The organism is Dyadobacter tibetensis Y620-1 (assembly GCF_000566685.1).
GTDB lineage: Bacteria > Bacteroidota > Bacteroidia > Cytophagales > Spirosomataceae > Dyadobacter > Dyadobacter tibetensis.
Genome location: NZ_AZQN01000001.1, coordinates 313267 through 335778, shown reverse-complemented (window position 1 = coordinate 335778; position 22512 = coordinate 313267). Strand labels below are relative to the sequence as shown.

General features: G+C 42.2%; 18 protein-coding genes and 1 tRNA gene. 14 read left to right on the top strand and 5 right to left on the bottom strand.

Annotation, left to right across the window (positions count from 1 at the left end; all coding sequences use genetic code 11):
* Positions 1 to 44 precede the first annotated feature (44 nt).
* On the bottom strand, positions 45 to 2183 hold the full coding sequence (locus tag X939_RS0101410; RefSeq protein ID WP_025761469.1) for a M43 family zinc metalloprotease: 2139 nt from the start codon (positions 2181 to 2183) through the stop codon (positions 45 to 47).
* Positions 2184 to 2400: 217 nt separating this feature from the next.
* Here X939_RS0101410 and dinB point away from each other — a divergent pair, with 217 nt between their 5' ends.
* On the top strand, positions 2401 to 3510 hold the full coding sequence (dinB, locus tag X939_RS0101405; RefSeq protein WP_025761468.1) for a DNA polymerase IV: 1110 nt from the start codon (positions 2401 to 2403) through the stop codon (positions 3508 to 3510).
* A 5-nt stretch (positions 3511 to 3515) separates the two neighbouring features.
* Here dinB and X939_RS0101400 read toward each other — a convergent pair whose 3' ends face one another.
* A complete protein-coding gene (locus tag X939_RS0101400) occupies positions 3516 to 4691 on the bottom strand; it encodes a putative sensor domain DACNV-containing protein (protein WP_025761467.1) in 1176 nt (391 codons plus the stop codon).
* A 760-nt stretch (positions 4692 to 5451) separates the two neighbouring features.
* On the opposite strand from X939_RS0101400, the gene X939_RS0101395 reads away from it, so the two are divergent.
* The 4 genes from X939_RS0101395 to X939_RS0101380 all read left to right on the top strand — a co-directional run bounded on the left by X939_RS0101395 (position 5452) and on the right by X939_RS0101380 (position 10266).
* Entirely contained in the window at positions 5452 to 6435 is a 984-nt protein-coding gene (locus tag X939_RS0101395; protein WP_025761466.1) for a glycosyltransferase family 2 protein, read from the top strand.
* 81 nt (positions 6436 to 6516) lie between these two features.
* Positions 6517 to 8361: an ABC transporter ATP-binding protein gene (locus X939_RS0101390; protein WP_025761465.1), complete on the top strand. Its 1845-nt coding sequence runs from the start codon at positions 6517 to 6519 to the stop codon at positions 8359 to 8361.
* Positions 8361 to 9287 carry a glycosyltransferase family 2 protein gene (locus tag X939_RS0101385; RefSeq protein ID WP_044198171.1) on the top strand — a complete coding sequence of 309 codons (927 nt, stop codon included), beginning with the start codon at positions 8361 to 8363 and terminating at the stop codon, positions 9285 to 9287. The genes X939_RS0101390 and X939_RS0101385 overlap by 1 nt, the downstream gene beginning before the upstream one ends.
* 10 nt (positions 9288 to 9297) lie before the next feature.
* Positions 9298 to 10266 carry a glycosyltransferase family 2 protein gene (locus tag X939_RS0101380; protein WP_025761463.1) on the top strand — a complete coding sequence of 323 codons (969 nt, stop codon included), beginning with the start codon at positions 9298 to 9300 and terminating at the stop codon, positions 10264 to 10266.
* A 2-nt stretch (positions 10267 to 10268) separates the two neighbouring features.
* On the opposite strand, the gene X939_RS0101375 is transcribed toward X939_RS0101380, so the two are convergent.
* Positions 10269 to 11174: a glycosyltransferase gene (locus tag X939_RS0101375; RefSeq protein ID WP_025761462.1), complete on the bottom strand. Its 906-nt coding sequence runs from the start codon at positions 11172 to 11174 to the stop codon at positions 10269 to 10271.
* 251 nt (positions 11175 to 11425) lie between these two features.
* Between X939_RS0101375 and X939_RS0101370 the strand changes: the two genes are divergently transcribed.
* The 7 genes from X939_RS0101370 (at position 11426) to X939_RS0101335 (ending at position 19040) form a co-directional block, all read left to right on the top strand.
* Positions 11426 to 12634, top strand: coding sequence for a dipeptidase (locus X939_RS0101370; protein ID WP_025761461.1), 1209 nt, complete (start codon positions 11426 to 11428; stop codon positions 12632 to 12634).
* 133 nt (positions 12635 to 12767) lie between these two features.
* Complete coding sequence (gene glgB, locus X939_RS0101365) at positions 12768 to 14774, top strand: 1,4-alpha-glucan branching protein GlgB (RefSeq protein ID WP_025761460.1); 2007 nt, start codon at positions 12768 to 12770, stop codon at positions 14772 to 14774.
* Positions 14775 to 14868: 94 nt separating this feature from the next.
* Entirely contained in the window at positions 14869 to 15555 is a 687-nt protein-coding gene (locus X939_RS21950; protein WP_025761459.1) for a hypothetical protein, read from the top strand.
* A 4-nt stretch (positions 15556 to 15559) separates the two neighbouring features.
* The gene (locus X939_RS0101355; RefSeq protein ID WP_025761458.1) at positions 15560 to 16234 is read left to right on the top strand and encodes an NUDIX hydrolase; all 675 of its coding nucleotides are present in this window, start codon (positions 15560 to 15562) and stop codon (positions 16232 to 16234) included.
* 82 nt (positions 16235 to 16316) lie between these two features.
* A tRNA-Arg gene (locus X939_RS0101350) sits at positions 16317 to 16388 on the top strand.
* A 1208-nt stretch (positions 16389 to 17596) separates the two neighbouring features.
* Positions 17597 to 18016 (top strand): DsrE family protein, encoded by a 420-nt coding sequence (locus tag X939_RS0101340; protein ID WP_025761456.1) that lies wholly within the window; start codon positions 17597 to 17599, stop codon positions 18014 to 18016.
* Positions 18017 to 18023: 7 nt separating this feature from the next.
* Positions 18024 to 19040 carry a TQO small subunit DoxD gene (locus X939_RS0101335; protein ID WP_025761455.1) on the top strand — a complete coding sequence of 339 codons (1017 nt, stop codon included), beginning with the start codon at positions 18024 to 18026 and terminating at the stop codon, positions 19038 to 19040.
* A gap of 91 nt (positions 19041 to 19131) precedes the next feature.
* On the opposite strand, the gene X939_RS0101330 is transcribed toward X939_RS0101335, so the two are convergent.
* Together X939_RS0101330 and X939_RS0101325 are read right to left on the bottom strand one after the other, a co-directional pair.
* Positions 19132 to 19881, bottom strand: a complete 750-nt coding sequence (locus X939_RS0101330; RefSeq protein WP_044198169.1) for a rhamnogalacturonan acetylesterase — start codon at positions 19879 to 19881, stop codon at positions 19132 to 19134.
* A 116-nt stretch (positions 19882 to 19997) separates the two neighbouring features.
* On the bottom strand, positions 19998 to 21557 hold the full coding sequence (locus tag X939_RS0101325) for an arylsulfatase (protein ID WP_025761453.1): 1560 nt from the start codon (positions 21555 to 21557) through the stop codon (positions 19998 to 20000).
* A 14-nt stretch (positions 21558 to 21571) separates the two neighbouring features.
* Between X939_RS0101325 and X939_RS23545 the strand changes: the two genes are divergently transcribed.
* A complete protein-coding gene (locus X939_RS23545; RefSeq protein WP_157493010.1) occupies positions 21572 to 21715 on the top strand; it encodes a hypothetical protein in 144 nt (47 codons plus the stop codon).
* Positions 21716 to 21873: 158 nt separating this feature from the next.
* Complete coding sequence (locus tag X939_RS0101315) at positions 21874 to 22449, top strand: Crp/Fnr family transcriptional regulator (RefSeq protein WP_025761452.1); 576 nt, start codon at positions 21874 to 21876, stop codon at positions 22447 to 22449.
* Positions 22450 to 22512: the final 63 nt, after the last annotated feature.

The following is a 22512-nucleotide window of genomic DNA, read 5'->3' as shown; positions in this document are numbered from 1 at the left end:
TTATAATCAAAAGAGACAGCCGTGGAAACAGCTGTCTCTTTTGATTATCTTTTGAGGAGTTTACGGGTCAACACCCGGTTGGTGAACATGGCTCGCACAATGTAAACACCTGTTGGCCATGACTCCATGTTCAGACGATATACATTGCTATTGACTGGCTTGCTAATTTCGAAGACCTTTAATTTTTTTCCGTTTACTCCATAAATCTCCAAGGCTTGTAACTGTTCAGGATGCGGATAAAAACTGATTTCTACGTCCTGATCCACAGGGTTGGGCGTTACTAAAAATCCCTCTTCCTTTAAATTTGGATTTACGACTACCGTCCGAAGATTTATATTATCCAGATATATATCCTGACCCGAACCGTTCGAATTCTTAAATGCCACCAGAATGGATTCCTGGCTTATAAAATCCGCAAGATCAAGCTCAATATGCTTCCAGTCGCCCGCCTGAGGCGAATAAGTACCAGCATTGGCACTCCTGGTTACATTGCCAGTACTCCAACGCTTGTAAATGGTTTGGTAGGTAAGTCCACAATCGGCACTGACCAAAACGGAAAGCGTATCGGGGCCCACTGAGGATCGAAGGGTATTAATCAGATTGGAACTGGCGAAGTCGAAGGCTACAAAGGCTGAATCAACCCCTGCAACCTTTATGGATGGGGTCCTCAACAGATCGGCCTGTCCCGTTGACGAATAATTAAAATTTTGCATTCTCACCGACCACAACCCCGATTTAGCCGCAGTTGAAGTAAGCTCCCAAGTCGGCCCCTGATCCTTATTGACAATATCCCAACCAGCCGAGAGAAACGAAGTCTCAAATCCCTCCATTATAGGAGCATCAAAGGGCTCATAGTATATAATAGGTAAAATTCTCTCATCATTACTGGTATTCCCGTCAGCCAGATTATTTGGCTTTTCAAGTGAAATTTTAAGAATATGGTCGCCCTGCCTTAAGGTAAGCGGGGGAAGATCGATCAGCTCTTCTTCAAAATATCTTAGACTTCCCTCCCAATTAAGGGCTAAAGTCGGCACCTCTTCATCGATCTGAAGGTAAATCTGAAGGGATTGCAGTAAATTGGAACCTTTATTTTTAATTCTTATCTGGGGGGTAAAGTTCGGACTGCAGAGCCGTTGTGCAGGTCTAATAATTTCTTCTAATGAAGCATCATTACCATAAACTTGAGGAGGAGTACAGGCATCTGATTGAACCAGACTCATGCGGTGATCGAGGATGGACTGCCGCATACGATTTACCTGACCTAGGGTAAATAAGGAAAGACAGACATCTGGACTATAGTCCATAAAATTTTGGTACATGATACCTGGAGAGGACTTATTACATATATCGTAAAATTCACCCTGTTTACAGCTACTCGTGCTATTGGCCTGGTTGGGGGTGTCATCGACATCATCCGATCCGTTGCAACCTCCATCATCATCACCCCAAATGTGGAATAAAGAAAAGAAATGGCCCATTTCATGTGTAAGTGTTTTTCCCCCGCTATAGAGACTGGTTCCTCCACCTGGCAAACTGGCATAATCGACTACTACGCCTTGCTCACGCGCGGGCCCAATACCGGGAAAAGAGGCATAGCCCAGAATATTATTAGACAGTCCACAGATCCAGATATTAAGATAGCGATCGGTATCCCAGGCATCGGCTCCACCTCGAGAAGCATATTTAACATCTTCTGTTAAGTAGTTGAAACGCGATACAGGAGTACTATAACGCACGATTCCGGAGGTAGGCTGCCCATTCGGATCCTTTTGTGCCAAACAGAACCGCACTCCTGCATTGCCCGATAATTTTTGAAAGGCGGGTAACACCTGAGCAAGACCCGCATTCTGCAAATTGAAATCTTTGTTTAACGTATCGAGTTGTGCAAGAATTGCCGCATCTGAAACCGTGTTTCCGTTGACAACTACATGAACTACGACAGGTATACTATAAATATCAGCGGCTTGTTCCCCTGCGGTCTGCCTTAGTCCTGCCCGGCTACGGATAGTCAGACTCTGACGTTGCAACTCATAACTTGACCTTAATGAAGGCTGCTTTTCGAACTTATTCTCCAAAATAGGCATGGTGGCGCATCTCTGACCATGGGCAGCCTGAAAATATAGAACGAAAGCCCATACGATCAGTAAACGCAACAAATATTTTTGATAAAATTTAAACCACATGTAATTCGAATTCTTTTGTATTTTCTAAAATTGGCCAGCGCTACCAGAACACGCTCATATGGCTTATACATGAAATAATATGAAAGGTACCCATATCTGACAAAACCCACCTATTACATACGTTTTAAGTCAAGATTTTGATGCACCGGATATAGTTTTTAATTTTATAAGCAGCAGAGGTAAGCGACAGCTTAAAAGTAAACTGCAAGTCAGGAGCGTGGAAACAGCAGATATAAAGGAATACAGAAAGATCATACATATAGATATGGATGCTTTTTTTGCCTCAGTGGAGCAACGAGACCATCCGGAGCTGAGAGGAAAACCAATAGCCGTTGGAGGCTCTCCATCAGGACGAGGAGTGGTGGCAGCAGCGAGCTATGAGGCCCGAAAATTTGGCGTACGTTCGGCTATGCCCTCCGCCAGAGCCATCAGGCTTTGCCCTCATATTCAGTTTGTAAAACCGCGATTTGAAGCTTATAAAAAAGTTTCACAGGATATCAGGAATATCTTTTTGCGATATACAGATCTTATAGAACCATTGTCACTGGATGAAGCTTATTTGGATGTTACACATGACAAGCTCGGAATTGGTTCGGCGATACAAATAGCTAAAGACATTAAGACGGCTATATATTCTGAACTAAACCTTACGGCCTCCGCCGGCATATCGACGAATAAATTTGTAGCAAAAATTGCTTCCGATGTACAAAAGCCCGATGGGCTCACTTTTATAGGCCCTTCCAAAATATCGGGATTTCTGGATCAGTTGCCCATCGAAAAATTTTATGGAGTGGGCCAGGTCACAGCCCAGAAAATGAAGCGTATGCAGATTTTCAATGGCCATGACCTTAGACAACATAGTCTCGATGACCTTACACATCATTTCGGAAAGCTTGGGAAGTTCCTGCATGCAGTAATCAGAGGAAATGATGATCGTGCCGTTCAACCTACCCGACCAACGAAATCGCTGGGCGCTGAAGAGACGTTTGAGAAGGACTTAACCGAATTGGAAGAGCTGCAGGAAGAATTAGCACTTTTAGCAGAGAAAGTGGCAAAGCGCCTGGAGCAGAAAAATTTACAAGGACGCACCCTGACTTTAAAAGTCAAATACGATGACTTTACTCAAATTACCCGCAATTATTCTCGCCCTGCGGTCATATTCGAGTCAATTGATATATTGAAAATATCTAGTTCCCTATTAGAACGTATAGATATTGATGGGAAAGGAATTCGTTTATTAGGGATCTCCCTTTCCAATTTCGAAGAACTTCAGCCTAAGCGAAGGAAGTATCCGGACCCAAACCAGCTAGACCTTTTCGATTCTTGAAAAGCCTACATCAATAGAACATCTACCCGATGTGCCTGTACTATTTCCTCGCAACTGGACCAGGAAAAAATAGTGAAACGTCCATCCTGTGAGGCAACAAGTGCCATGGCGTCTTTTTGATCGAAAACAAACTGAGCAGCAGAAAGATGGCGAGTACCGCCTATCTGGGCTGAAGAGACCCGTCGACCTGAGCTTCCCCTAATTGGTTCTGTAATTAATATCTCTTCGATATGGGGCCTACCCTTGCCTCTGGCGATTTTAGCACCAAAAGCCATCAGTTCGTATTGCTCATTGATAATGGTTGCCCCATCCACCGCGGTAAGTCCTGCCAGGCTACTTATCGCCTTCGACATACTATTCTGCCAATCGGAATGATCGGGCATTTGCTGATCTGTCAGTTGAGCCAGGGCACTAAACGACGGCTCAACCGGATAGGTAATAGGATGAACGATAGACTCCTTCCAGTCGGTATTGGTAACAGGTAGTACGAGTAGAATTCCTCCCCGACCATGAGCCCTCATGGAGGCAGAAAGTAAAACCAAAGTATTCATCGAATCATTCCAGAGCTCAGGAGACTGGTTTCCCATTAGGGAATGAATCAGCGACGGGCAGTCGGGCAATCGAGAAGAACGCTCGTCAATAAGCTTTACCTGGTCGCCAGATAATACGGCAACATTGACAAACTTACCAAATCCTGTTCCACGTCTGTGTTTGATTACCAGAACGCCAGGCTCTATTACCTCCAGAACAAAACATAAAGAGGGTATGATTCGTGTGGTGCCCCATATATATAGGTTGTCACCGTCGCGCCACACGCCTAGGTGTATACCTGAGCGCTCCACAGCGGGTGCCAGTTTTGTAAGACTATGGGGAGTAAAGGGCAGATGCCTCCCGAGGATCAGGGGTTCTCCTGCCTGGTTGGGAGGGAGAAAGGCAATGGAAATTTTGGGGGAATACCCTTCTTCCCTTCTCAGACTAGCCCAAAAAGTAGTATCCAGTAAGGTTTCTATAACCTTGGCATCTGGAGCTGGAGCTCGCAGATATCCATCTTTAATCTCAGAAATTTCATGATGGTGTCTAAAATGCGCTTCTACCGCTCCTGCTATTCCACGTGCCGCCTGATAGGTTGAAAACGGAACATTATCCCCCAGATGTTGCTCAATAATGCTATTTAATGTCATGTATTTGGTCCTCCTATCGAAAATTTATCCTTTGAAAAGGCTTCTCAAGAGTTTTGCCCTTTAAATATGCAACACCTCTCAAAGAAAAAAAGTTGAACCGCTATCCCAAGGATTGAAAAAAATATAAGTTTGAGGGAGCCATATATGAGCCCATTCGGCTACATAGTGTAGCAATAAATCCCAGATAGTAGGAAAAAAAAGACATAGATAACCCGGAATCATGTCGCTAATTATCAGACATCTATGTATCCATTGACAGGAAAAAGATCAAAATGGCATTTTTTTTGCCAATTAATTACAACCATTTGCTACGTAAACGCCTCTATGATGAAAAGCAGTACATAACCTAGTTTGAATGCTTAATCAAAATTATTTGTTAGCCATGTTTTTTATAAACTATCGCCGATTAGGGTGAATTTACTGGAATATTTAAACAATATGGTTCCCATTTGAGATCATTTTGTTATGTTTGCCAATTAGTACTTTTCTAATACTTATCTCTAATAGCCTCTTAAATTCATATTTTTTTCCCGGACACAAAAGGATAAAAATTGCATTAAGCCTAGGTTGGCCATGCAGCATAAAAGCATGAACTTACGTATTGGTAACCGATAGGAACAAGAGAAAATATAAGAATTTATGAGTCCAGGGAATGGTGGCAAACATTTTGGTATGCATTTAATTATAAATTGTTTACTCACTCAATAAACTCAATCCGATTGAAAGCAGCGTATACATCACACTTTAACCGTGACAATTGATGAAAAGTATATCAGTAGTTATTCCAAATTATAATGGCAAAAGTCTCTTCGAGAAGTATCTGGACCATAATATAAACCTACTACGGAACCTTGGATCGGATGTAGAAATTATTATTGTGGATGATGCTTCAACTGATGACTCGGTGGACTATTTACGGACACATTATCCCGAGGGTATAACATTGATCGTAAAGCCATATAACTCTGGATTTTCCGAAACCTGCAATGTAGGGATTGAGCGGGCCAGCAACGAGTTACTGTTTTTGTTGAATACAGATGTGATCATTGAGCCTGGCTATTTCGAAAAACTTTATAAGTATTTTGAGTTTAGCGACACCTTTGGAGTGATGGGCCGAATTATCGGCATGAATGACGATACCATTTTAGACGCAGCCCGGTCACCTAAAATCATGGGGCGCAAGATTCAACCAAGTCATTTTTATTACCTTACCGACGACAGGCGACTTACGCCAACCTATTATCTTTCCGGTGCTATAGCCCTGATGGACACCAAGAAGTTGAAAGCCATGAATGGCTTTAATGAAATGTTTAGTCCATATTACGGTGAAGATCAGGAACTTTCAATCAGGGCCTGGAGGCTGGGCTGGAAATGTTATTATGAACATAATGCCGTATGTCGACATGAAGTTTCGGCTTCCACCAAGAGTCATAAAGCTAAGCTGGGCATCAAACGGATGTACTTCAGAAATCGATATTACATACACCATTTGCATCTGCACGGTTTAGATTTGAGCTTATATCACCTACAAATTTGTTTGTGTGATGTCATTCCTTGTATTTTTACATTCCAGTTCTATAAGGCCCTCGCCTACTTTGACGTTTTAAAAAACCTTAAGGAACTGGCCAGAAAGAAAAATGACTTTGATTCCCAGATGAAAACCTATAAATCTACCATTGGTATTTTAGATATTATCCGAAATATACGATTAAGGTTGGATTATAAGGAGGCAATCAGGCTATAGTTAACGTAAATGCCGCATGACAATCAAGTCCAAAATAATGGGCTTGATTTTGTCGTTATATAAAAGTTCTGACCATAAAATATGAATACCTATTTTAGACTACTGTCTTACGCGAAGCCGATCTCCAAATTTGCAATACCATACATTTTATGTGCAGTTCTGGGAGTGGTCTTCAACACCTTAAATCTGGCGTTATTAGCCCCCTTACTAATGACCTTGTTCAATAACGCTGGTCCAGATGCTGCATTATTGGCCCGACCTTCTGAATGGACTGACGTACTGGGATTCTTCAATTACTATGCTCAGCAAGCATCGATATACTATGGGTCTTTTAATGCCCTGAAATTCGTATGCGCAATTATCGTAACCTCGGTAGTTTTTAGTAATATCTTCAGATACCTCTCTCAGAGGATTATGGAAAACCTTCGTATACATACCCTGCTTAACCTGCGTAAATCGGTATTTAATAATGTCATGAATATGCATGTAGGTTACTTTAATGACCAAAGAAAAGGAGATATTATTTCCAAAATTGCATCTGATGTACAGGTCGTTCAGTTTTCAGTGACCAATACGCTGCAAATAATTTTTAAAGAACCCTTACAGTTACTGGCCTATGTTTTTCTACTCTTTGCCACTTCCGTTAAACTAACCCTGTTTGCTTTATTGGTTATTCCTATTTCCGCAATTCTCATAGCCAGAATTGTAAAAAGACTCAAGGAACAAGCTACACAGTCGCAGGAGTCCTTCGGCATGATGATCAGCTATTTGGATGAGGCTCTGTCAGGCATCAAAATTATTAAAGCCTTTAATGCTACTGAAAATATTAAGGATAAATTTCATAATGAAAACCAGCATTATTCGGACATAGGACGCAAAATGGCTCGCAGGCAACAGTTGAGCTCTCCCGTTTCAGAAACCTTAGGAGTGACCATGGTTACTGCCATTGTACTCTACGGAGGATCCCTGATACTAGACAATCAGTCAGACTTAAGTGTATCTGAATTTGTGGCCTACATTGCCTTGTTTTCTCAAGTAATGCGCCCCGCCAAAGCGATGACCGACTCATTTAGCTCTATACATGCAGGGCTTGCCGCAGGCGAAAGGGTACTTGCATTAATCGATGAAAAACCTAAAATTACCGATCGTAGTGATGCCAAACCCTTGCATACCTTTGAAAAACAAATTACTCTGGAGCATGTACATTTCAGTTATGGAGACAAACCGATTCTGAAAGATATCAATCTCGTCATTCCGAAAGGAAAGACAGTAGCATTGGTTGGGTCATCGGGAGGAGGCAAGTCCACTTTAATGGATCTTATCCCTCGTTTTATAGAACCTCAATCGGGAAAAATCTCCATAGACGGCCATGATATCCGTGATATTACCATGGACTCCTTGCGCGATTTAATTGGGATGGTCAATCAGGAATCCACCCTGTTTAACGATACCATTCGTAATAACATCGCTTTTGGCCTGCCCGAAGCCAGCCAGCAGGAAATAGAGGCCGCAGCGCGTATTGCCAACGCACATGAGTTTATACAAGCAACTGCAAAGGGATACGAAAGTAATATAGGTGATAGAGGAACGAAACTCTCCGGGGGCCAGAAACAACGGATTTGTATTGCCAGAGCCGTATTGAAAAATCCTCCTCTGCTATTATTAGACGAGGCCACCTCGGCATTGGATACGGAGTCAGAAAAACTTGTGCAGGATGCTTTATTGAAGTTAATGCAAAACCGCACCTCCTTGGTCATAGCCCACCGCCTTAGTACCATTCAAAATGCCGACCTTATCGTTGTACTAGATGAAGGCCGAATCGTAGAGCAAGGCACTCATACTCAACTAATGCTCAAAGACGGCCAGTATCGCCGACTTATTGATATGCAACAGTTTAGTGAAATTGATACAGTTACAGACAAATAATGACCACTCTGGTATCCATTGCCCTGTGCACCTATAATGGGGAAAAACACCTGGAAGAGCAGCTAAATTCACTGCTAAACCAAACCTATGAGCATTTCGAAATTGTGGTCGTTGACGACGCCTCGGTCGATAACACCTGGGAAATACTTCGTCGATATGCCTCGGAGCATTCATGTATTCGCCTCTATCAGAACGATGTTAACATTGGCTACAACCGGAATTTCGAACGCGTATTAAAGAAATGCCGAGGCAACTATATAGCCATCTGTGACCAGGACGACATATGGCACCCAGAGAAGATTGCCAGGCAGGCTATGGCCATGGAAGGGAATCAAATGGTATATCATGACTCAGAATTGATAAATGAACATGGAGACAGGTTGAATATCAGGATGTCAGAAAAATTCAATTTTTATAAGGGCTCCTCTCCAGAGGCCTTCTTATTTCTTAATTGTGTATCTGGGCATAGTATTATGCTAAAACGCTCGGTACTTACCAAGGCCTTACCATTTCCCAAAGAGGGCCATTACGACCAATGGCTTGCCTATGTAGCTACCAGTTTGGGCACAATAGACTACTTGAAGGAGGCTCTGGTTCAGTATAGACAGCATCATTCCAATGCGACAGATTTACTCTCACGGAAATCAAAGGTAAAATCAATAAAAAGTAAAATTTCTGGTCTGATCTCTGAAAGCAACTGGCTGGGTATATGCTCGAGCTCTTCAGAAACCGGATACTCTGGCCTTTCTGGTCAGCTCTTCGGCCTTAGTATCGAACGTAATAGGGATTTCCTTCATCTTTCTTATTCCTGGAAAATTTGGAGAAATCGTTCTGTACTTCTCCCCATTCTCAAAAAGAATGCACTGAGTAAATTCTTTTATTGCCTTCGAAAAGGATGGGGTGTGCCCATGAAAAAACTATTATGATATTCCTACGATGAATTCCTCAAAAATGCCCTTGGTATCCATAGCACTTTGCGTTTATAATGGAGAAAAATACCTGGCTCAACAACTAGATAGTCTTATTTCTCAAAGCTATAAAAACATAGAAATTGTCGCCTTGGACGACTGCAGTAGTGATGGGAGTTTCCATATTTTAAACCAATATAAGGCGAAGTTTCCAGACACTTTTCGAGTTTACTCCAACAGGGAAAACAAAGGTTATGTCAAAAATTTTGAAGCTGCCCTCAATCTATGTGAAGGGGAATATATCGCTTTTTGTGATCAGGATGATATTTGGTTTCCCGATAAAATAGAGAGACAAGTTGCGGGCATTCAAGATAGTCTTTTGATCTATCATGACTCCCAATTTATGCAGGAAGACGGGACCTATATGGATAAGAAAATGTCGGAAATTATCAATATGATCCAGGGTTCCGATCCGGTGCCTTTCTTATTATTTAATTCTATCTCGGGGCATAGCCTGATGATTCATAGGAGATTACTACCACATATTCTGCCCTTCGATCCCCAACATTTCCACGACCACTGGACGGCTTACGTAGCGGCAAACTTAGGCAGTATAACTTACCTCCCAGAATGCCTGGTGGCTTATCGCCAACATCAAACAAGCTCTACCGATATTTTGAACCGTCGAAAGAAGCTCGATAAAAAATATCATGAAAACAGAGACCTTAATAAGTTAAAAAAAGAGCTGACCTGGCTTAAGAAATGTCAACATTTTTCCGGTAATAGGGATCCGCAATTTATTAATAGCTTTGTTTCGTTATTTGAGGCTAGGCTAAACGATTTTTTCTCATTTGCATATGCTCAGTTTATAAAAACTTATTTTGACCGACTTTTTTACGTTCAAAAGAAAAGAAAATCGAGTAGATCGGGCTATATCTATCGTCAGATATGGGGGTTGAAAGCCAAAAGGTTGTGGGCGACATTATTTAGTTGGTAAAACTAATCCGCTGATAACTTTTTCGTACCTAATTGTAAGGAAAGTAGGTGTAAGAAGGCCTTTAAAACCAGTTTGGAAGAAATACGCTTGCTGCGCCCGAAGACCATTATCATTTTACTGATACTGAGCAGGTCATACTCCCAAAGCAGCATCTGCTCGATCAATCTTTTAATAGCCCTTTTTTCAGTAAAATATAAGTCACGTTCAGAAATATTGGCCGTAGTTAAGGGTAATTGACTGCTCCATTTCTCATGAATTTTCAGTACCTCATCCAACCATTTTTTGTTAAAATTCCCCTCCGACTCATGCACCATCAATATGTCATAGGTAACCAGGATTTGACTGTCGCCATAATGAGAAAGGCAAAAATCTATATCATAACCATGAAAGCCCTTTAGAAGCTGGCTATCAAAAGGTTTTTTCTTTGCTAAGGCCGTGCGCACACAAATCCACACCCCGTCCACACAAACCACTTCACTCAAGCGTTGCTGGTATGGGTTGTGATAGGCATGCAAAGGTTCCCTGTTATCGTATTTATAGCCCTGCAATATATTTTGAAATGACTTTTCATCAAACTGAAAGTCCAAGCAGTACCATCCCGACGGAGTAAGGGACTTATACCCTCCCCCGGCTACTCCAAGAATTCCAGCTCCGGGGTGTGCATCGAAGATGTCTAATACTATTTTACCCCAATCTTGGGTTTGTATCGCAACGTCCTCATGCATCAGGCAGACTATTGCGTACCGGCAGGAGGCTATACCCTTATTGTATACCTCGCAAATCCCACTCGGCTGATTGCGATTATCATATGCCAAGAGTTCATAAGGTACACCAATAGTGGCAGAAATATTGGCTTTTACAGCCCTGAGCTGAACAGGATCGACCGAACAGATAACTATTGAAATCATACTGCAAGTTACAAAACTGGAATGATTTAATCAGCAGCACGTGGAGGGGGCACCAACTATAGCGGCAGAGCAAACGGATTACCGTGTTAAAGATAATAGCACTATATAATTTTACAATATCATTAATTTGAAGAATAATATTTCAAGATAACAGATTTTTGCGATTCATTAAATTCTCAGAAATATTTTTCTCATATTCGTAAAATACCAAAAATGATTTAATAATCGCATCAATTTTTTTTACTCCTATGATGAAAAAAACACTTTTACTCCTTGCCTTGCCAGTACTAGCCTTTGGACAGGCCGACGATGCCGAACTAAGCAAAAAAGCAGCGGCCATACATAACAGGGTATTGACCATCGACACCCATGCGGATGTGCCCATTAATATGATGAAAGATGGATTCGACATCGCTGTGGAGCACGACTTTCAGAAAGATGGAACCCAAATTGATTTTCCACGAATGAAAAAAGGGGGGATGGACGGGATGTTTTTTGCAGTTTATCTGGGACAGGGCAAACGCTCTCCCGAAGCCGACCAAGCTGCGGAAGATAAGGCATTAGCGATTTTTGACAAAATACATCAAGCGGTAAGGGACAATCCTGAAGTGGCCGGCCTGGCAACGACCTCTGCCCATGCCTATGCCTTGCAAAAAGAAGGTAAGCGGGCGGTGTTTATCGGAATGGAAAATGGCTGGCCTATCAATCATAAAATAGAAAATATAAAAAAATATTACGATCTCGGCTTACGATATATTACCCTCTCGCATTCCTTAAATAATGACATTTGCGATTCTTCTACCGACCCGGATGGTCCTGTATTCAACGGACTGAGCCCATTTGGAGAAAAAGTGGTTGCAGAAATGAATAAGCTCGGTATGATGGTAGATATTTCTCACGTTTCAGATTCCACATTTTATGACGTAATCAAGCTTACGAAAGCCCCACTCATCGCTTCTCACTCCTCTTGCCGGACCCTTTGCGACGTACCCCGGAATATGACAGATGATATGATTAAGACCCTGGCAAAAAATGGAGGGGTAATACAAATCAACTTCGTTCCAAGCTTTGTAAAAAAACCTTCTATGCAGCAGGAATTGTCCATGAAAGCCATTCGGCTGCAGTTCAGACAGACCGATTTAAGTCCGGAAGATAAGAAAGAGCTCTTTGAAGAAATGAAAGCACTCAATAAAAAATATGAGAAAGATATGCCTACTGTAGAAGATGCCGTGGATCATATTGAGCATGTAATTAAACTGACCAGTATCGACCACGTGGGTATTGGCATGGATTTAGATGGAGGAGGTCGGGTACTTGGCATGAACGACGTAAGTGAAATAGGAGCCATTACCAAGGAGTTGGTTAAAAGAGGATATTCAGAGGAGGATATCGCAAAAATATGGAGTGGCAATATGCTGAGAGTCTTGGACGCTGCCGAAAAAGTAGCGAAATCTTTATAGTTTTGATAGGTATTGAAAGCCAGAGTATTCGAAAATTGCTTAAAAAAAATATATCCATTTTGAGAAATTGTTTAATAAAATTACAAATATTACATGTGAATAGTGAATACCCAATCAATTACTCGAATACCAAATGGCCAAATCAAGCAAAAAGAAAATAGATAAACCCGATACGAATAAGGAAGAAACTGGCGATGCACCTCAAAGACACTATTTGGGGCCGGTAGAGAAAGTGAGTCGGTTCACCGATTTTGATATACATTTATTCCGTCAAGGCAAGCATTATAAGTTATACGAAAAACTTGGCTCGCATGTCATGGAACATAACGGCGTCGTAGGCACTTATTTTGCAGTATGGGCGCCCAATGCCTCTTCCATTTCAGTGATCGGTAACTTTAATGGATGGAGTAAGGAGGAGCATGCCCTCTCCCCCCGTTGGGATAGCAGTGGAATCTGGGAAGGCTGGATCCCTGACGTTGGGGTTGGTGAAGTTTATAAATACTTTATCATATCTAACGATGGCCAGCACCTGGAAAAATCAGATCCTTTTGCCCTCTGGTGTGAGGTGGCTCCTCGTACGGCTTCCATCGTATGGGATACCTGGTATGAGTGGAAAGATACCGATTGGATGACCCAGCGCAAGGAAAAAAATAAACTCAATGCGCCCATGTCGGTATATGAAGTTCATTTGGGCTCCTGGCAACGGGATCCTTCCGAACCTGAGCGTTTTCTGACGTTTAAAGAAATTGCTGAGACCCTAGTTCCCTATGTTCAGGAAATGGGCTTTACCCACGTGGAGCTGATGCCTATCATGGAGCATCCCTACCCCCCATCCTGGGGATATCAGATTACAGGTTATTTTTCCGTTGCCTCCCGTATGGGCACCCCACAAGAGTTGATGTACCTGATTGATCAGCTACATCAAGCTGGAATTGGCGTTCTAATGGACTGGGTACCCTCCCATTTCCCAGGTGACGCACATGGACTTTTCCGCTTCGATGGAACGGCTCTTTACGAGCATGAGGACCCCCGCAAAGGCTATCATCCCGACTGGAAAAGTTACATCTTCAATTATGGTCGTAATGAAGTACGCTCATTTTTGATAAGCAACGCAATATTCTGGCTGGACCGCTATCATACCGATGGGCTTCGGGTCGATGCTGTGGCGTCAATGTTATATCTGGACTATTCCCGCAAACATGGAGAATGGATTCCAAATGAATTCGGAGGTCGGGAAAACTTAGAAGCGATCTCCCTGCTTAAAGAAATGAATATCGCCGCTTATTCCGAATTTCCCGATATTCAAACTATTGCGGAAGAATCAACTGCGTTTCCAGGTGTCTCCCGACCTGTGTTTACAGGAGGATTAGGTTTCGGTCAGAAATGGATGATGGGATGGATGAACGATACGCTGAAGTATTTCGAAAAGGATAGCGCTTTTAGAAAATGGCATCAGGACCAGCTCACCTTTAGTTTAGTATATGCTTTCTCAGAAAATTTCATGCTCCCCTTATCGCATGATGAGGTCGTTTATGGCAAGAAATCCCTGGTAATGAAAATGCCAGGAGATGAGTGGCAACGCTTTGCAAACCTTCGACTGATGTACGCTTTTATGTTTACTCACCCCGGTACTAAGCTTATCTTTATGGGTGGTGAGTTTGGGCAAACGAGTGAGTGGAATTTTGAACAGAGCTTAGACTGGCACTTATTAGAATTTGCTCCACATCAAGGTATGAAAGCCTGTGTTAAAGCGTTGAATAATCTATATCGGAACGAGCCAGCCCTATATGAACATAGCTTTAACTCAGAGGGTTTCGAATGGATAGACACACAAGACAGGGAAAACTCCGTGCTAATATATGCTCGTAAGGGCACCAAGGAAACGGAAAGCTTGGTCGTCATTCTAAATCTAACTCCCATTCCCCGGCCAGGGTACCGGGTAGGAGTTTTAAATCCTGGAGCTTGGGAAGAGGTATTTAACTCCGATGCCGAAGCATTTTTTGGAAGTGGTAGTGTTAACTCAAAGCCTTTGCATTCGGAAGAACAAGCATGGCATGGACGCCTTGCATCTGTTCAGCTCGACCTCCCGCCTTTAGGAGCCAGTATTTTAAAATTGAAAACAAAAAAATCGGGTAAGTAAAATTCACGTCTTTTAATTATTTTTAGGCAGAGGGCAATCCTCTGCCTTTTTTTTGCGCATTTTTTTACCTTTGCCAGACACAATACGATTCAATATGAAACATAAATTCTTTTCGTTACTCATTCTCTGCCTATTTTCCGCTTCACTGCAGGCTCAAAGTCTTTCGCGGGTAACCTCCGGACTGGACCTGGGACTTGGCTATCAGGGTACCGACAAAATATGGGCACCTGCCATTATGTACCACCAAGACCTGAGCTTAAAACATTTCCCCTGGATGCGTCTGGGCTGGGGTGTCCGAACCTATGGCATTTATGGAGGTGCCTCACAGCTGGCTCCTAAGGCGAGCGCCAGTGCAGGTGACACGCTTTCACTAGGCAAAATCAGCACCAATGGGATTAGCTTTCTGATCAGTGCCAGTGTTTCTTTCGGACCCGTAGAAATCGGTGCCAATACGGATTTAATTGGCTTGGCATTTGGAACCAAGAGGAGTGCGCTCTATACCTCTGCTAGCCTAGACGGTGAAGGAGCCGAATTTTATAATTCATATGTAAAAGCTGGTCCTAGTAGCTTAAATGCCCTGCCACTGCTTTTGAGTAATAATAACGGTCAGTCCGAAATTTATGCTCGCATTTGGTTTAACAATCGCTTTGGCGTAAAATTAGGATATAATTTCGGGCAGACGTCTTATTCCTCTGTCGAAAAATTGGATAACGGACAAACTCGCTTTTCTACCGATTATCATTACCCTTACCTAGGATTGACCTTCCCACTTTATAACTAAACCAATGCATCCGGAAAAATTAGAAGACTCCCATAAGTTTAAACTATGGAAAAATAAATTACTAAAGAATGGGCTGGACATACATAAAATTGAAGAAGTTTACTCCCGTCGCGTAGGCAATGGTGAGGTGTTATTTTCTTTAGTTATGACGGATGCTACTACCCCCGAAGGAAATAAAATTCCTCCGATCTGTTTTATTAAGGGTGAAGTAGTTTGTGTGCTTATTTGTCTGATCGACGAACTTACAGCGGAAAAATACCTTTTACTAGTTCGCCAGCGTCGGATTTGTGACGGTTCGATGACCTATGAACATCCGGCGGGGATGTTGGATAGCGAGCAGGATGCAGCGGCTGTAGCAGCGAAAGAAGTTTGGGAAGAGACTGGTATCAAAATAGCCAAGAAATCGCTTATTCCTCTACGAGAGGGGCCTTCTTACCCATCCACGGGCACCAGCGATGAAGCTATGTTCTTCTTTTATTGCGAACTGACCATGAGTAAATCAGAGATAGAAGGGTTCCATGACAAAAGTCAGGGTATGCTTTCAGACCACGAATACATAGAAACCTTTGTTGTTCCTTTTTCAGAAGGCCACCGACTAATTACCAATAGCAATGGTATTCTACTGAACTTTCTGTATCTCAAAGCAGTAGAAGATTGGGAGCTTATGAAAACATTATAAAGCTGGGCATTTTCAAAACATTTTTTACGAATATGTTTAAATAAACAAAATAGGCCTTATATTTGCACCCCAATACCGTCAGGCACCCGTAGTTCAATGGATAGAATTTTGGTTTCCGGTACCAGCGATAGGGGTTCGAATCCCTTCGGGTGCACAAAATAGATATCACCCGATATCATACGATATAAAAACCCGCTTAATTATGTAATTAAGCGGGTTTTTCATTTCTTTGCTGTTGTGCAGCCTCGGGTAAGCTAGAGTATATGCCTTATAACTCGTTCTATGCACAATAATCAATATATATACATAGGTTATACGAATCACGCTAAACTATATACGTGTTTAATAGTACTTGCAACAATGCGCCTTTTAGTACTGTAAAAACCTTGGTGTCCTTAGGTCAGTTCTCAAGTATTGGACCAATCCTTTAGGATAGGTCGAATCAAAAGATAAACATATTTTTTTTTGGAATTTGCCTGGTTTCTTTTCTCAGGTGGCTACCTAAAATATGATTTTAAGAACCTGTAGGGACGTGCCAACCTTTGGAGATTTGCTAACCCTTTTAAAAAGACTGAGGCTTTTCCTGCAATATCGCTGGATTTATAAGGTCTTTGTAGACAATGTTACTTAGCTTTTCGTCGTTCTCTTTTCTGTATATAGGGATCGGATGCTACAGCAACAGCCAGGATCAAACAGACTGATGAATCCTGGGCGCGGGTTAAATATTTTCCATGGACCGAACCTCCTTATAACTTTGTAAAAGAATAAAGAATTGAAGAAGAATAAATGCATTAATAAGCTTCAATACTCCCTACCCGTCATAGGGATGGTGATACTGCTATTGCTTTCTCCCTGCAAGGTCCGAAACTTCATACAAAACGAACTTGGTGTGGGTCAAACGAAAGTGCCCAACAAAAGTCAATCCAGGATTAGGGTATCAAAATGTATTACATCAGTTAATTTACTGAATACATTAACTGAACAAAAATCTAATTCACAGCAAGCACTTCCTTTTCCAGTCACAGAGCTATTTTCTTTTGACGTTAATAGCTTGCCTCAGAATTTAACATTTGTCCCTGCCAGCCGTAAAAATATTGCCTCAGCAGTTCCCTATTACATATTATATAAAAATTTCAAGCATTTCTTGCGAGGCTAAACTCTCTCCAAACTCCCGTCTCCAATAATCTTGAAAGGTGCTACATCCTGATGCAGGCCTAGGCATCGATTCTGGAATCTTTTTCTAAAATCTATTTAAGATATTATCCCCTGCAACTTACGCCGTTAGTTCTTTTTCCATTGTTATCGTTCAAAACGAAAATGCAATGGCAGGGCTTTCTGCGCGAAGTTTAATTATAAACCAACATGAAAAATTCAGTTTTCTTAATATCCTTTTTGCTATTCATAATTGGCATTTCCACTCTTCAGGCCCACCCAAAGGAACCTAAAAAAAATAATTACCTGGTTATTTCCAAAAACATTAATCAGCTGGCACCCGTGTTATTAACCTCCACCGCCCTAGCTCGTGAAGACGGGGATAAGTATGGCAAATTCTATATGGTCATTTGCGGGAAAACGGTTAGTGATATACCAGGTAATATGCAGTTTAATAAATTGATGGAAGAGGCAGCAGAACAGAATGTCCAGGTTTTCATATGCGGCATATCTCTAAAAGCCTTTCAGATATCTCCCGATCAACTACCTAAGCAGGTAAAAATAACTGACAATGGGATATTATATGGATTCCAACTCACAAAAAAAGGATTTATAACAATCACTATTTAGTTTAGCAATGAAGAATTATAGTATAAAAAATGATGCAGGACTCCTAACACTTTCCCTTAGAATGGTCGTAGGATGGACCTATTTCTCTGCATTCTGGAGGAGAACTATTCTTGCCAACAAATTGGATCCTGAAGTCTCGGGATATATTGGTGAAAAATTCAACCATTTTTTGCCCAATGCACTGGGTATAAAGCCTATGATCCAGCATCTGGTTGAAAACCCAGATACATTATGGCTTAGTATGGTCACTTTTACAATTATAGAAGGCATAGTAGGTCTCTTAATAATTTTTGGACTTTTTACCAGACTGATGAGTATAGGAGTGTTTTTCCTCGCAATGGGCATCCTTCTTGGCTCGGGGTGGATCGGTACTACTTGTCTAGACGAATGGCAGATTGGCGTCCTTGGCATAGCTAGCGGTTTTGTACTGTTCCTGACGGGGAGCGGCAAGTACTCCTTGGACTATTTTCTCCTCAACCAGGGAACGAATCTGTCGCAAAAAAGCTGGTTTTCTTGGATTGCGTCCGGAGAATTGCCAATTTCAGACGCAATATTTCCGAAATTAGTTTTAACAGGCTCCTTGTTTACCCTCGGCATGACCCTTATGACCAACCAGGTTTTTCATGGAGGGCTATGGGGAACCCTACATAATAAATCAGTCAAACCCAAACTAGAAATCAGCCAAGGAAAAATCGAAAACAATACCCTAAGTTTTAATGTATATCGTACGGAGGGTGTAGATGTATATGGTTCTTGGGTAATTAATATTGGACTTTATGATGACCAGCAAAAACTCGTCTGGAATCTGGATCAGTCAGGGTTGGCAAAGTTGCCGGAAGAGAGTATTTCCAATTACTATATTGCGAAAGTCAAGGCTGGAATGCATAGTTTGATTGTCCCGTTAGGGGCCAAAGCGAAGCTAAGCCTCAAAGGTGAGCTACTTAGCAATTTGCCCGATGGTAAATATACCCTAAGAATATCTGATATCAGTGGAGCATATTGGAGTCACCATATTTTGAAGTAATAACTTATTTCTGTCTTGTGTCAAATTCTAGCGGCCGAATTTTTTCATGGCCGCTAGAATTCTCTTTATTCTAATATACACTTTTCTGAAATTATCGCTGAACAATATGTTGGATAAGTGGTAACCGTTGTCGTTTCATCTCCTGCAAAACCAGTTGCGCCATCTTACGCGCTCCCAGCTCTGAGAAATGGGTATCGTCGACTTTGCCCTCTGGATAGTTCGGATGCTCTCCGGCAGCAAGGTGTAGATAAAGATCTTTTGAACGCTCCTCACCAAATTCTTGGAGAAGGCGCTGACTAAGTTGATCAAGGTCTATTAAGGGCACGGATGCTTCCATGGCTACCTTTCGAACCAGCTGCGAATATATTTCATGCGTCCCTTCTACGCTTCCCTTGGCATCGAACCTGCGTCTGGCGACTGGAGTAATCAAAACGGGATAGGCACCTTTTTCCTTGGTTTCTTTTATAAACCGATGCAGATTAGCCTGATAGCCAACCTCGTCAGTATAGGTTTTTTTCGTTGCAACCTCATCGTTATGCCCAAACTGTATCAATACATAATCGCCGGCCTTGAGGCTATCCGATACCAGCTGCCAACGTTTTTCTTCAATAAAACTTCGGGTACTGCGGCCGTTCATTGCCCTATTTTCTATGCGAACCGATTCATCAAAAAAGTACTTAAATGGCATTCCCCACCCTGTCTCAGGATAGTACCGCTCGTCCTTAACAGACATGGTAGAATCCCCAACTAAATAGACCGTTCTCGATGTGTCGAATCCAAATCCTGACAATATTAGCAGTCCGATAAGGGGACCAATAGATTTAATAAAAATGCTGCGCATGTCGTATAACTTTTAACTTTAGGGGCTATCGCTCTTTAGACTAGACGAATAACTGTGAAATGCACCACGTAATATCTTAAAATAATAAGGATAGAGTCAGAATGGGCCGACCTATATCATTGGCCCACCCCAACCCGCTTACTCCAGCTTTGATATAGGAGCGACAACTCCTTAACCTTATCTGCATGGGTAGCCGACAAATCATTCAATTCAGCCCGATCTCGGGCTAAGTCATATAATTCCCATTTCTTATTTTCGCGCGACCATACCAGCTTCCAATTTTCCTTCCGAATCGCACGGCTATCGAAATGCTCCCAGGCGATAAATTCGTGGTTTTTACGGGAGTTTCCTTTTAAAATAGGGAGTAAACTCATGCCTTCTACAGGCTTAACCACATGTTCATTATAGGTCTTAGGATACTTCGCTCCTGCCAATTCCAGGCAAGTAGGCATAATATCCATGATGTGCCCAACCTGGTCGGTTTGAAAGGCCTTCGTCACCAGTTTAGGATAATGCATAATGAAGGGTGTAGATATCCCTCCTTCATGGGTAAAACTTTTGTATAAGCGAAATGGAACATTACCAAGATTGGCCCATTCTTTGCCATAGGCGTCATAAGAGCCCTTTTTCCCAGAGGGAATTGTGAGGCTTCTTTCGTAGGCCTGGTCGCCCAGATCTCTTTTGGCTCGATTGACCAGCTCTTCGGAACAGGCTCCATTGTCCGATAGAAACATAATCAAGGTATTATCAAGTTGCCCATTGGCTTTCAGTTTTGCCACTATCTGGCCAATGCCCTTGTCCATTCGGGTGACCATAGCGGCATAGGCCGCCATTTTCTGATCCCATTCGTCCTTGTCAGGGGCGTCTTCCCAGGCCGAAATGGTACTGTCTCTTTCCGACAACAATTGAGATACCGGCAACAAACCCATTCCTTTCTGCTTCTTTAATCGTGCATCTCTCAGACGATCCCATCCCTTAAGATACAGCCCTTTGTATTGGGCTATCTCCTCGTCAGGCGCATGGAGTGGCCAATGGGGAGCCGTATAGGCCACATACATAAAAAAGGGATTATCGGCCGCTGCATCAATGTAATCCACCGCTTTTTCAGAAATGGCATCGGTCATATAGAATCCTTCTGGTATGATGTAGGGCTCGTTGTCTTCTAAAATTAACCTCCCCGGCAGTAGTTCATAATAACTAGTAGCACCGCTAATAAGACCGAAATACTTGTCAAATCCACGCTGAAGGGGCCAATCCGGGCGTTCTTCTCCCACATGCCACTTCCCGGACATATAAGTCCGGTAACCCGCTTTCTTTAAAACCTCGGCTATGGTTACCGTATTCCGACTCAGCCAGCCTTGATTCGCCTTTTCTGGGACACGGCTGGTGATCGCAGACGTAACCACCATCTTCCCCATTCCCGCCTGATGCGGATACACGCCGGTTAGTAACGAAGCCCTGCTGGGACAACAGCGCGCAGCATTGTAGAACTGCGTAAACTTCACACCGTTCGATGCCAGCGCATCCAAATGAGGCGTACGAATTTCGGAGCCATAACAGCCAATATCGCTATACCCAAGGTCATCGGCCATGATAAGAATAATGTTTGGCTTCTGGGCAACAGCCCAATGGGACATTCCTAAAATAAACAGCAAAAAAAGTCGTTTGAGATGCATAAATTAAGTTTTGAATGACGCAATCGGACACTATATACGAAACGGATGTCATATCCTTAATACTCAAAAGCATCAATCCCCCGATATTTAACCATCGGTCTCTGGACGGTATAGAAATCAATAGCAGAGAATCGGAAGAAGGAAAACCAGGAACCTGATTTAGTTTCGACATTTCACCTTGCTTTATTCAAAGGAAATATCGGTGCGAGCGTCATTACCGTATATTTACATGTGTGTCAATAGGATGCCTGGGCCGGCATGACTGCTTTGGCTTAAAAATAATGAACAGAGAACGATGAAAGCCAATTGAAATGATATGCAACAACTTCAACTTTATTTTAATGCAATATCTCCCCTAAAAGAAAGCACCTGGCAGGCGCTAAAAAATATCTTTAGGGAACAATATTTAAAAAAAGGGGCGTATTTTATTGAAGAGGGCATAATTGCTAAAGAGTTCGGATTCCTCAAAGAAGGGGTAATAAGAGCCTTTTACCGAACCGATGAAGGGGTTGAATACAACAAGCACTTTTTCACAAAAAATAATATGGTCGGTGGCTATTCATCGCTGGTAACTAAGCTCCCGAATACCATTTGCCAACAGGCATTGACAGACTGTCATATCCTGATTGGCGACTACCAAAAAATAATTGATTTATTAGACGAACATCAGGATTTAGAGCGACTTTTGAGAAAGATCGCTGAGCATTATTTTGTGGCGAAGGAAAAGCGGGAAGTTGAAATTGTATTATTAGAAGCAAATAAGCGGTATGCAATCTTTCAAAAAGAGTACCCCCAATTAGAAAATTTAATCCCCCAATACCATATAGCATCCTATCTGGGCATTACCCCAACTCAGCTCAGCCGCATCAGAAAGCAGAACCGTCAAACCTAGATATCTTTACATATGTAAATGTTTGGGTAGATAAACGGTATTTCCTTTGTGATTCATTAAAAC